Source organism: Fuscibacter oryzae, from assembly GCF_016765795.1.
In the GTDB taxonomy this organism is placed as follows: domain Bacteria; phylum Pseudomonadota; class Alphaproteobacteria; order Rhodobacterales; family Rhodobacteraceae; genus Fuscibacter; species Fuscibacter oryzae.
Genome location: NZ_JAESVP010000001.1, coordinates 343,070 through 354,428 on the forward strand (window position 1 = coordinate 343,070; position 11,359 = coordinate 354,428).

Below are 11,359 nucleotides of genomic sequence, written 5' to 3' on the forward strand. Positions count from 1 at the left end.
GCCGATCCGGGGAAAGATGCAGGTTCACCGTCACTGGCAGGGTTTGCCCGAAGCGGCGCGCGGCGCATCCGTCGCAATGGGCAATTTCGACGGCCTTCACCTTGGCCATCAGGCGGTGATTGCCGAGGCGCGCGGCCATGCCCCCCTTGGCGTCGTGACCTTCGAGCCGCATCCACGCGAGTTCTTTCGCCCCGACGCCCCGCCCTTTCGCCTGATGAACGCCGAGGCGCGGGCCAACCGGCTGGCCAAGCTGGGGGTAGACCACCTTTATGAGCTGCCCTTTGACGCCACACTTGCGGGCCTGACCCCGGATGCCTTTGTCGAACAGGTTCTGGTCAATGGCCTTGGCGTGGCCCATGTGGTCGTGGGCAGTGATTTTTGCTTTGGTAAGGGCCGCAAGGGCACGGTCGCAACCCTGAAATCGCTGGCCACCCGCCACGGCTTTGGCATCACCGTGGCTGAGATGGTCCGCCACGGCCCGGATGAGATTTCGTCAACCGCGATCCGCGCCGCTTTGGCCGAAGGCCGCCCGCGCGATGCCGCCGCCATGCTGGGCCATTGGCACCGCATTGACGGCGAGGTGATCCACGGCGAAAAGCGCGGGCGCGAGCTGGGCTATCCTACCGCGAACATGTCTGTCGCGGGACTGCACCTGCCAAAGCTGGGGGTCTATGCCACGCGCGTCGATGTGCTGACCGGGCCGCAGGCGGGCAGCTATCTGGGGGCCTCCTCGCTTGGGGTGCGGCCGATGTTTGGCGAAAACGCCCCGAACCTTGAAACCTTCCTTCTGGATTTCAAGGGCGATCTTTATGGCCAGCACCTGTCGGTTGCGCTGGTCGATTATCTGCGGCCAGAGATGAAATTCGACGGATTGCCCGCGCTTTTGGTGCAAATGGCCGCAGACGTGGAACAGGCCCGCAGGATATTGTCGGCGCCATGACCACCTTGCGCCCCCGGTTCTGGGAAACCGTTCCCCTGTCAAAGATGACCGCCCCCGAATGGGAGGCGCTGTGCGATGGCTGCGGCAAATGCTGTCTGAACAAGATCGAGTATGAGGATACGGGCGAGGTGGAATATACCCGTGTCGCCTGTCGCCTGCTGGATGGGCAGACCTGCCGCTGCACGCAATATGAAATCCGCCATCAGTTCGTGCCCGATTGCGTGCGCCTGACGCCCAAGACCCTGCCGAAAATTGCCTATTGGATGCCGAAGACCTGCGCCTACCGCCTGCTTTGGGCCGGAGAGCCGCTGCCCGACTGGCACCCCCTTGTTACAGGCGACCCCGAAAGCCCGCATGCGGCGGGCCAGTCGGTGCGCGGCTGGACCGTGCCAGAGTTCGAGGTGGATGAGGACGACTGGGACGATTACATCATCGAGGAAACGCCCTGATGTGGTTTACATCCGACAATGCCTCGGGTGCTGCGCCCGAAATCATGACGGCACTTCAGGCGGCAAACGCCGGGTACGCCCGCAGCTATGGGGCCGATGACCTGATGGCGCAGGTTACCACGCAACTGCGCAACACGTTTGAGGCACCAGAGGCCGCCGTCTATCTGGTCGCCACCGGCACCATCGCCAACTCGCTGTGCCTTGCCCTGACCTGCCCGCCCTGGGGCGCGGTGTTCTGCCATGAGCATGCCCATGTCGCCGAGGATGAATGCGGCGCGCCCGAATTCTACACCCACGGGGCCAAGCTGGCCCTGGTGCCGGGTGACCATGGCAAGATGACGCCCGAAACGCTCGCCCCTGTGCTGACCCGCACCGGCACCAGTGTGCATGGCGTGCAAAAGGGCATGGTCACCATCACCAATGTGACCGAAGCAGGCACCGTTTACACCCCTGCCGAGATTGCCGCCCTGACCGCCGCCGCCCAAGGCCTGCCCTGCCATCTGGACGGCGCGCGCTTTGCCAATGCGCTGGCCGCAACTGGTGCTACGGCGGCAGAGATGACATGGAAGGCCGGCATCGACCTTGTGTCCTTCGGCGGCACCAAGAACGGCTGTCTGGGGGTCGAGGCGGTGGTGATCTTTGATCCCGCCAAGGCGTGGGAGTTTGAGCTGCGCCGCAAGCGGGGCGGGCATCTGTTTTCCAAACACCGTTTTTTGTCGGCGCAAATGTCGGCCTATCTGCAAGACGGGCTGTGGCTGCGGCTGGCAAGCCATGCCAATGCCATGGCTGCGCGTCTGTCCGCCGGGCTGATGGCCAAACCCGGCGTCACACTGACCCATCCGGCGCAGGCCAACATCCTGTTCCCCGAATGGCCCGCAGGCACCCATGCCCGTCTGCAAGCCGCCGCAGCCGCCTATTACGACATGCCCGCGCCGAAGGGCCGTGAGGCTGCGCGGCTGGTGACAAGCTGGTCCACAACCACCGACGATGTGGATCGTTTCCTGTCTGCCCTTTAGGCCAGATGTGCCGCCACCAAGGGCGCAAGCGCGGCGGCATGGGTCACCGGCAACATATGCCCCGCCCCGTCCACGCATTCGCGCCGCGCATCGGGCAAACGCCGCGCCAAGGTGGTCTGGATTGCCGCTACAACGGGCGGGCTGGCGGTGCCCTCTACCAGCAGCACCGGACAGCGCAGCCCCTCCAGCCGCCCTGCGGCCAGCAGTGCAGCCTCATCCTGAACCAGCACGCCGTTCTGCGCCGGGATGATTGCGATCCGCGCCACCATATAGGCCCGCAACCCCGCAGGCAGGCTGGCGAAGTCAGCCCCGCCGCCCCAGTCGGCGTAGAACGCCGCTGCCGCCGCCTCGGCCCCGCCCGCCGCGATCAGCCTTGGCAACTGCGCATTGCGCGATTGAAAGGCCACAAAGGCCGGGTCACCTTCCGCCGCGGCAAACAGGACAGGTTCAACCAGAACCAAACGCTTCACCAGATCGGGCCGCTCTAACGCCAGCCGCAGGGCGACCGTTGCGCCAAATGAATGGCCGATCACATCGACGGGCGACCCAAGCATTCCGGCCGCCGCTGCCGCCTCGCGCACCGCCTGTGCGTGCAAATCGCTTTGCCCGTCCCAATCCGGCTGATGGCCATGGCCCGGCTGATCAGCAGCCACCAGCCGCACGCCCGACAACAGCGCAGACAGCGCGGACCACTCCCCGGCATGCGACAGCGAACAATGCAGCGCCAGAACCGGGGGCGCGTCGCTTGGCCCCCACGCGCGGTGGGGCGGCAGATCAGTCATTCACAGCTTGCCCTGCAAATACAGGTCCAGATCGTCCAGCCGATCCTGCCCCCAGAATTTCTGATCGCCCACCACGAAGAACGGCACGCCAAAGACCCCGGCTGCCACGGCATCCTCCAGGTTGGCGGCATAGGTTTCCGCCGCCATCAGCATGCCCCGGTCGGCCACTGCCGGGTCGAACCCGTTTGCCGCCAGCGCGGCGCGGATCACCTCATCATCCGAGAAATCCTTGCCTTCTGCCCATAGCGCCCGTCCAATCGCCTGCACGAACCCGGCCAGATCGCCGCCACCCGCTGCCTGCGCCGCAATCAGCGCATAGGCCGCCGGGGCCGGGTTGGCCGACCGGAACAGGGGGGCGGCGTCCAATGTCACGCCCAGTTTGCGCGCCTGCCGCGCCCGGTCTTGCGTGCCATAGTCGTTGCGCGATGGGTGACGCTCTTCGCGCACCTTGCCGCCAGTACGCGGGAAAAGCTGCGCCACATCCAGTGGCCGATACACCAGCTTTGCGCCATGTTTCGCAGCAATCTCGGCCGGGCGGCGGCCCGCCAGATAGACATAGGGCGACTGCAGCGCCAGAAAGTAGTCAATCTGTGTCATTTCGCGCCCGTTTCCCTGCCCCGCATCGGTTTGCAAGACCCTAGCCGGGTGATAAGCGGTGTCAACGCAACGAATCCGCCCCGACCGGAGATCCCCATGCCCGCCCTCACCGAACCCAAACTGATTTCCGGCAACGCGAACCTGACGCTGGCCCGCTCTATCGCGCGGCGGATGTCGATGCACCGGGGCACCTCGGTCAATCTGGTCGATGCGCGAGTCGAACGCTTCAACGATCAAGAGATTTTCGTCGAGGTGTTCGAGAATGTGCGCGGCGAGGACATGTATGTCATCCAGCCCACCTCGAACCCGGCGAACGACAACCTGATGGAACTGTTGATCATGACCGACGCGCTGCGCCGGTCTTCGGCCAGCCGCATCACCGCTGTGATCCCCTATTTCGGTTATGCACGGCAAGACCGCCGGTCAAAGGCCCGCACTCCGATTTCGGCCAAGCTTGTCGCGAACCTGATCGAGACGGCAGGCATTGACCGCATCCTGACGCTGGACCTGCACGCCGCACAGATTCAGGGATTCTTCGACATTCCGGTGGACAACCTTTATGCCAGCCCGATCTTTGCACTGGACATCGAGCATCACTTCAAAGGCCAGATGGAAGACCTGATGATCATCTCGCCCGACGTGGGCGGTGTGGCGCGGGCGCGTGAACTGGCCAAACGGATCAACGCCCCCCTCGCCATCGTGGACAAGCGGCGCGAGAAGGCGGGCGAAGTGTCCGGCATGACGGTGATCGGTGATGTGAAGGGCCGCAAGTGCATCATCGTCGATGACATCTGCGACACCGCGGGCACGCTGTGCAAAGCCGCCGAAACGCTGATGGAGGCGGGTGCGACCGAGGTTCACAGCTATATCACCCATGGCGTCCTGTCGGGGCCTGCGGTGGAGCGGGTGCAGAATTCGGTGATGAAATCGCTGGTGATCACCGATTCCATCGAGGCGACCGACAAGGTCAAGGCGGCGAAGAACATCCGCATCGTGCCGACCGCACCGATGTTTGCGCAAGCCATCCTGAACATCTGGGGCGGCATGTCGGTGTCGTCGCTGTTTGAAACCGATACCCTGACCCCGATCTATGAAGGGTTCTACCCGCGCGGCTGACCGGAATGGTGAGTGGGGACCACGCAACTTACCCAAATGCCCTAGGATGCGTGAATTCACGCACCGTTCATGCCACGTCCCAGTCATCCTCGTCCCGCACCGGGCCGAGGGCGGTCCAGTCTGCGCGCACCCGCGCGATGCGTGTGTCGCCCCAGGTGCGAAACACCAGGTGAAAGCCGGTTGCGCTGATGTTTTCGGCCACAAGGTCGGCGCGGGCGTTATGGCGATGGTCGATGTCCCACATCGCTATGCCCACCAGAACCGAAGGCGGCGCGATGAACGGCTCCTTGAACGTCACGATATGGCGGCTTTCACGCTCGCCAGTGCCGGTCCACATCTGCCCGCCATCGGCATAGTCGGAAAACAGCACCCGCGTGCCTTGCTGGATACCGACGCAAGTGGTTGAAATACGCTTCATCCCCAACGCTCCCCTAGGTGCAGGATAGAAGCCGCTCGGGGCCGGGCCAAGACGATTTTGTGACGAAAAAGGGCCCCGAAGGGCCCCGATCCGTCATTTGCCTGTGATCGCTCAGTGATGCGAAAGCACCGCATCCCGCAGTGCCAGAACGTCGTTCACCACCTTGTCGGCGGCGTTCTTGTCCTCTGGCAGTGCGGCGGCAGCCAGCGAGCGGGCCTCGGCCAGAATGTCATCCAGCACGGTGCCGGTGGCTTCCTCGACCGGAACGGCACGCTCGGCCAGAACCGTCACATTGGCCGCGCCGATTTCGGCAAAGCCGCCTGTCACGACATAGGATTTGACACCCTCGGTCGTCACCGCGCGCAGCAGGCCGGGACGCAGCGTGGTGATGGTGGGGGCATGCCCCTCCATCGCCGTCATGTCGCCATCGGCGCCCGGAATCATGATCTCGGTCGCCTGTGCGGAAGCGAGCTTCCGTTCAGGGCTGACCAAATCGAACTGCATGGTGCCAGCCATGTCGCCCCCTTACGCCGCAGCCGCGGCGAGTTTGGCAGCCTTGGCTTTCACTTCTTCGATGTCGCCGACCATGTAGAAGGCGGCTTCCGGCAGGTGGTCATATTCACCGGCAACAACCGCCTTGAACGAGGCGATGGTCTTTTCCAGCGGCACCTGAACGCCGTCCGATCCGGTGAAGACCTTTGCCACGTCGAACGGCTGGCTCAGGAAACGCTCCAGCTTGCGGGCGCGGGCAACGGCGGTCTTGTCGTCTTCGGACAGTTCGTCCATCCCGAGGATGGCGATGATGTCCTGCAGCGACTTGTAGCGTTGCAGCACCTTCTGCACGCTGGTTGCCACGGTATAATGCTCTTCGCCAATGATCAGCGGATCGAGCAGACGCGAGGTCGAGCCCAGCGGGTCCACAGCCGGATAGATGCCTTTTTCCGAGATCGCACGATCCAGAACGGTCGTGGCGTCAAGGTGGGCAAACGAGGTGGCGGGCGCCGGGTCGGTAAGGTCGTCGGCCGGAACGTAGACGGCCTGCACCGAGGTGATCGAGCCATTCTTGGTCGAGGTGATGCGTTCCTGCATGGCACCCATGTCGGTCGCCAGCGTCGGCTGATAGCCCACGGCCGAAGGGATACGGCCCAAGAGAGCCGACACTTCCGAACCCGCTTGGGTAAAGCGGAAGATGTTGTCCACGAAGAACAGCACGTCGGCGCCGGTCTCGTCGCGGAACTGTTCGGCCAGGGTCAGACCCGACAGCGCAATCCGCATCCGCGCACCCGGAGGCTCGTTCATCTGGCCATACACCAGCGCGATTTTCGATTTGGTCAGGTCTTCGATGTCGATAACACCGGACTCGATCATTTCGTGATAAAGGTCGTTGCCTTCACGGGTCCGTTCACCCACACCGGCGAACACCGACACGCCCGAGTGAACCTTGGCGATGTTGTTGATCAGTTCCATGATCAGAACCGTCTTGCCCACACCGGCACCGCCGAACAGGCCGATCTTGCCGCCCTTGGTATAGGGGGCCAGAAGGTCGATCACCTTGATGCCGGTCACCAGAATCTGGCTTTCGGTCGCCTGATCGGCAAAGGCCGGGGCGGGTTGGTGGATCGCGCGGGTGGCCGTGGCGTTGACCGGGCCCTTTTCGTCCACCGGCTCGCCGATGACGTTCAGGATGCGGCCCAGCGTGGCCGAACCGACGGGGACCGAAATCGGCGCGCCCAGATCTTTCACGGCAGCGCCGCGAACCAGACCTTCGGTTGCGTCCATCGCAACCGCGCGGACGGTGTTTTCGCCCAGGTGCTGTGCGACTTCCAGAACCAGCCGCTTGCCATTGTTGTCCGTCTCAAGCGCGTTCAGAATCGCCGGCAGCGCGCCTTCGAACTGAACGTCCACGACAGCGCCGATCACCTGCGTGACTTTGCCTTGTGCCATTGTCGTTTCTCCGGTTCCTCAGAGCGCCTCGGCGCCCGAAATGATTTCGATAAGCTCTTTGGTGATCGCGGCCTGACGGCTCCGGTTGTAGCGGATCGTCAGCTTGTTGATCATGTCGCCCGCGTTGCGCGTCGCGTTGTCCATGGCGGACATCCGCGCACCCTGTTCCGAGGCGCCGTTTTCCAAAAGAGCGGTAAAGACCTGCGTGGCCACGCCGCGCGGCAGAAGGTCGGCCAGAATGCCTTCCTCTGACGGCTCATAGTCATACAGGGCCGAAGCGCTGCCCGCAGGCGCATCAAACGCCGCCGGGATCACCTGTTTCGCGGTCGGGATCTGGCTGATCACCGACTGGAAGCGGTTGTAGAACAGCGTCGCCACGTCGAATTCGCCGCCGTCATAGCGCGACAGGATTTCCCGCGCGATCCCTTGCGCGTTCGAATAGCCCAGCCGCTTGACGTCGCTCAGATCAACATGACCGACGAAGTACTGGCCATAGTCGCGCTTCAACTGCTCGCGGCCCTTCTTGCCGACGGTCAGAACCTTGACCGTCTTGCCTGCCGCCAGCAGTTCCTGAATCTTCGCCCGCGCAAGGCGGACGATGGTGGTGTTGAAGCCGCCGCACAGGCCACGCTCTGAGGTCATGATGACCAAAAGCTGCACCTTGTCGGCGCCGGTCCCGGCCAAAAGGCGCGGGGCACCAGCAGAATTGGCAGCGCCCGAAGCCAGCGCACCCATCACCGCATTCATCCGCTCGGCATAAGGCCGGGCGGCTTCCGCAGCTTCCTGGGCGCGGCGAAGTTTCGCCGCGGCCACCATCTGCATGGCCTTCGTGATCTTCCGCGTGTTTTTGACGCTTTGGATCCGGTTTTTAAGGTCCTTAAGGCTGGGCATGTCCCTGTCCTTTCAGGCCGCTCAAGCGAAGTCTTTTGCGAATTCCGCGATCGCGTCTTTCAGCTTCTGCTCGTCGGCACCCTTGATCTTGGGATCGGCGCTGGTGATCCAGTCCAGAATATCCTTGCGCTTGGTGCGCAGGAACTTGACCAGACCAGCCTCGAACCGGCCCACGTCCTTGACGGCAATCTTGTCAAGGAAGCCGGCGGTGCCCGAATAGATCACGCAGACGATTTCCGCGTTGGTCAGAGGCGCGTATTGCGGCTGCTTCATCAACTCGGTCAGACGCGCGCCCCGGTTCAGCAGGGCTTGCGTCGAGGCGTCAAGGTCGGAACCGAACTGGGCAAACGCCGCCATTTCGCGGTACTGTGCCAGCGACAGTTTCACCGGACCGGCAACCGTTTTCATCGAGTTGGTCTGCGCGGACGACCCCACGCGGCTCACCGACAGACCGGTGTTCACAGCCGGGCGGATGCCCTGGTAGAAAAGCTCGGTTTCCAGGAAGATCTGGCCATCGGTGATCGAGATCACGTTGGTCGGGATAAAGGCCGACACGTCGCCGCCCTGGGTTTCGATGATCGGCAGCGCCGTCAACGAACCAGCGCCGAAATCCTCGTTCAGCTTGGCCGAACGCTCCAGCAGGCGAGAGTGCAGATAGAACACGTCGCCCGGATAGGCTTCGCGGCCCGGCGGGCGGCGCAGCAGCAGCGACATCTGGCGGTAAGCCACGGCCTGCTTCGAGAGGTCATCATAGATGATCAGCGCATGGCGGCCGTTGTCGCGGAAGAATTCCGCCATGGCGGTTGCCGAATAGGGCGCCAGGAACTGCATCGGCGCGGGGTCCGAAGCGGTGGCAGCCACGACGATCGTGTAGTCGATCGCGCCGGTCTCTTCCAGCTTCTTCACCAGCTGCGCCACGGTCGAGCGCTTTTGCCCGATGGCGACGTAGATGCAGTAAAGCTTCTTCGATTCGTCCGAACCGGCAGCCTCGTTATAAGACTTCTGGTTCAGGATGGTGTCCAGCGCCACGGCGGTCTTGCCGGTCTGACGGTCGCCGATGATCAGTTCGCGCTGGCCGCGGCCAACCGGGATCATGGCGTCCACGGCCTTCAGGCCGGTTGCCATCGGTTCATGCACCGATTTGCGCGGGATAATGCCGGGGGCCTTGACGTCGGCCACACGACGCTCGGTCGCCGCAATCGGGCCCTTGCCGTCGATCGGGTTGCCCAGACCGTCAACCACGCGGCCCAGAAGGGCGTTGCCAGCGGGCACGTCCACGATGGACTTGGTGCGCTTGACGGTGTCGCCTTCCTTGATGTCCTGGTCGGACCCGAAGATAACGATACCGACGTTATCGACTTCCAGGTTCAGCGCCATGCCGCGGATGCCACCGGGGAATTCCACCATTTCACCGGCCTGAACATTGTCCAGCCCGTGAACGCGGGCGATACCGTCGCCAACCGACAGCACCCGGCCCACTTCGGCCACTTCGGCTTCTTTGCCAAAGTTCTTGATCTGCTCCTTGAGGATCGCAGAGATCTCAGCAGCCTGGATTCCCATCACCCAACCTCTTTCATTGCATTCTGCAGGGAAGCGAGCTTCGACTTGACCGACGTGTCGATCATGGTCGAGCCCAGCTTGACGATAAGTCCGCCGATAAGGGTCTCATCAACGGTGGTGTTCAGCTTGACGGTCTTGCCGATCTTGGCCTTCAGCGTCTCAGCCAGCTTTTTCGACTGTGCGGCGGTCAGCTTGGCAGCAGAGGTCACCTCTGCCGTGACTTCGCCTTTTTCATCGGCGATGCGGGCCTTGAGGTTCGCGACCAGATGCGGCAGCACGAACAGGCGGCGGTTGCCCGCCATCAGCGCCAGCGTATTGGCGGTCAGCGCCGACAGACCCAGCTTTTCACCAACAGCGGCAATGGCGCGGGCCTGCTCTTCACGGGTGACAACCGGAGATGCGATCACCTCGCGCAGCTCGGGGCTGGCGGCAAGCGCCTCTCCCAAAGCATCGGCATCGGTTTCCAGCGCTTTCAGCGCCTTGCCGTCCTTGGCAAGCTCGAACAAGGCTTGGGCATAGCGCCCTGCAATGCCGAGCGAGATCGAAGCTGGTTCGGACACGTCATCCCTTCCGCTGTCTTAGGCCCCCCTTCACCGTCCTCGGGTCACGACCCGATTGGCGGCGTACACTGGGGCATACGTCTTCAGATTTCGGGCGTCATTAGCAGAGGGATTGTAACGTAGCAACCGGGAAGGCCTGCCAAGGGTCGCCAAAAAAGATGCGGCAAATATGTGTTCGCTGCACTGCGGCAGGAAAGGCACGGCCCTGCGGGCACTTTCTCCAGCAAGATCGGGCAGAATCACGCGCGCCTTCACGGCCTCCTCACGCGGCGGTGATCAGGATTCGTGGCGCGGCGTCACCTGCGGCGTGGGCACCGGCTGCCCCACCCCTTCCAGCACCCGAAGCGGACGACGCACTACCGCCCCCAACCCGCCACGCGTCGGCGCATAGGTCTGCTTTGACGCCTCGATCATCAAAACGCCGCCAGACAGCCAGGGCAACCGCCGTCCGACCCCTTCCCAGAACCCTGCTGTGCGCAGCCAGAACGGCGCCTGACTGGGCGGGGCGTGCAGCAGTGTCCGGCTGACCTCGGGGGTGAAGCCATGCTGCTTGATCAGTGCTTCAAGCTGTGCCGCCGAATAGGGGCGGCCCACACCGAAGGGCGTCGCATCGCTGCGCGACCACAGGCCTGCGCGGTTGGGCACCACGAACAGCACCCGCCCGCCGGGGCCAAGCACGCGGTGCGCCTCTTCCAGCAGGGCGGCGGGGTGGTCCGAGGTTTCCAGCCCGTGCATCATCACCAGCCGGTCCACCAGCCCGGTCGAAATGGGCCACTGGGTTTCCTCGCACAACACGCTGACATTCTCCATGCCCGCGGGCCAGGGCATCACCCCCTGCGGACCCGGCATCAGCCCGATCACCCGGCGCGCCTCGGCCAGATAGGGCCGCAGCAGGGGCACGGCAAAGCCGAACCCCACCACCGTCTGCCCGCTTAACGGCGGCCAGAATTCAACCACGCGGTCGCGGATCGCGCGCTGCGCCACGCGCCCCAATTGGGTGCGATAGTAAAAGTTCCGCAGGTCCAGCACGTCGAGGTGCATTGCAGCCGCCCGCCCTTCGGTTCAAACTGCCTCAACATACCGAGG

13 protein-coding genes are annotated in these 11,359 nt (G+C 63.6%); 4 read left to right on the forward strand and 9 right to left on the reverse strand.

Annotated features, from left to right (window positions below; all coding sequences use genetic code 11):
* Nucleotides 1-16: 16 nt before the first annotated feature.
* From JI744_RS01610 to JI744_RS01620, 3 genes are read left to right on the forward strand one after another with little or no spacing between them, the layout of a single operon-like run.
* Complete coding sequence (locus JI744_RS01610) at nucleotides 17-940, forward strand: bifunctional riboflavin kinase/FAD synthetase (protein WP_202657608.1); 924 nt, start codon at nucleotides 17-19, stop codon at nucleotides 938-940.
* Nucleotides 937-1,389: a YcgN family cysteine cluster protein gene (locus JI744_RS01615; protein ID WP_202657609.1), complete on the forward strand. Its 453-nt coding sequence runs from the start codon at nucleotides 937-939 to the stop codon at nucleotides 1,387-1,389. Before JI744_RS01610 ends, JI744_RS01615 begins: the two co-directional genes overlap by 4 nt.
* Nucleotides 1,389-2,405: a threonine aldolase family protein gene (locus JI744_RS01620; protein ID WP_202657610.1), complete on the forward strand. Its 1,017-nt coding sequence runs from the start codon at nucleotides 1,389-1,391 to the stop codon at nucleotides 2,403-2,405. The genes JI744_RS01615 and JI744_RS01620 overlap by 1 nt, the downstream gene beginning before the upstream one ends.
* On the opposite strand, the gene JI744_RS01625 is transcribed toward JI744_RS01620, so the two are convergent.
* Complete coding sequence (locus tag JI744_RS01625) at nucleotides 2,402-3,187, reverse strand: alpha/beta fold hydrolase (protein ID WP_202657611.1); 786 nt, start codon at nucleotides 3,185-3,187, stop codon at nucleotides 2,402-2,404. The two genes, JI744_RS01620 and JI744_RS01625, sit on opposite strands and share 4 nt — an antisense overlap.
* Nucleotides 3,188-3,784 (reverse strand): 2-hydroxychromene-2-carboxylate isomerase, encoded by a 597-nt coding sequence (locus JI744_RS01630; protein ID WP_202657617.1) that lies wholly within the window; start codon nucleotides 3,782-3,784, stop codon nucleotides 3,188-3,190. It abuts the gene before it with no gap.
* 96 nt (nucleotides 3,785-3,880) lie between these two features.
* Here JI744_RS01630 and JI744_RS01635 point away from each other — a divergent pair, with 96 nt between their 5' ends.
* A complete protein-coding gene (locus JI744_RS01635; protein ID WP_202657620.1) occupies nucleotides 3,881-4,900 on the forward strand; it encodes a ribose-phosphate pyrophosphokinase in 1,020 nt (339 codons plus the stop codon).
* Between the two features lie 67 nt (nucleotides 4,901-4,967).
* Here the strand turns inward: JI744_RS01635 and JI744_RS01640 are convergent, their stop codons facing one another.
* The 7 genes from JI744_RS01640 to JI744_RS01670 form a co-directional block, all read right to left on the reverse strand.
* Nucleotides 4,968-5,318 carry an H-type lectin domain-containing protein gene (locus JI744_RS01640; RefSeq protein WP_202657622.1) on the reverse strand — a complete coding sequence of 117 codons (351 nt, stop codon included), beginning with the start codon at nucleotides 5,316-5,318 and terminating at the stop codon, nucleotides 4,968-4,970.
* A gap of 111 nt (nucleotides 5,319-5,429) precedes the next feature.
* A complete protein-coding gene (locus JI744_RS01645; RefSeq protein ID WP_202657624.1) occupies nucleotides 5,430-5,834 on the reverse strand; it encodes a F0F1 ATP synthase subunit epsilon in 405 nt (134 codons plus the stop codon).
* Nucleotides 5,835-5,843: 9 nt separating this feature from the next.
* Nucleotides 5,844-7,262: a F0F1 ATP synthase subunit beta gene (gene atpD / locus JI744_RS01650; protein ID WP_202657625.1), complete on the reverse strand. Its 1,419-nt coding sequence runs from the start codon at nucleotides 7,260-7,262 to the stop codon at nucleotides 5,844-5,846.
* Nucleotides 7,263-7,280: 18 nt separating this feature from the next.
* Nucleotides 7,281-8,153 carry a F0F1 ATP synthase subunit gamma gene (locus JI744_RS01655; RefSeq protein WP_202657626.1) on the reverse strand — a complete coding sequence of 291 codons (873 nt, stop codon included), beginning with the start codon at nucleotides 8,151-8,153 and terminating at the stop codon, nucleotides 7,281-7,283.
* 21 nt (nucleotides 8,154-8,174) lie between these two features.
* The gene (gene atpA, locus JI744_RS01660; protein WP_202657627.1) at nucleotides 8,175-9,713 is read right to left on the reverse strand and encodes a F0F1 ATP synthase subunit alpha; all 1,539 of its coding nucleotides are present in this window, start codon (nucleotides 9,711-9,713) and stop codon (nucleotides 8,175-8,177) included.
* Nucleotides 9,713-10,273 (reverse strand): F0F1 ATP synthase subunit delta, encoded by a 561-nt coding sequence (locus tag JI744_RS01665; RefSeq protein ID WP_202657628.1) that lies wholly within the window; start codon nucleotides 10,271-10,273, stop codon nucleotides 9,713-9,715. The genes atpA and JI744_RS01665 overlap by 1 nt, the downstream gene beginning before the upstream one ends.
* A gap of 276 nt (nucleotides 10,274-10,549) precedes the next feature.
* Nucleotides 10,550-11,314, reverse strand: a complete 765-nt coding sequence (locus tag JI744_RS01670) for a methyltransferase domain-containing protein (RefSeq protein ID WP_202657629.1) — start codon at nucleotides 11,312-11,314, stop codon at nucleotides 10,550-10,552.
* Nucleotides 11,315-11,359 lie beyond the last annotated feature (45 nt).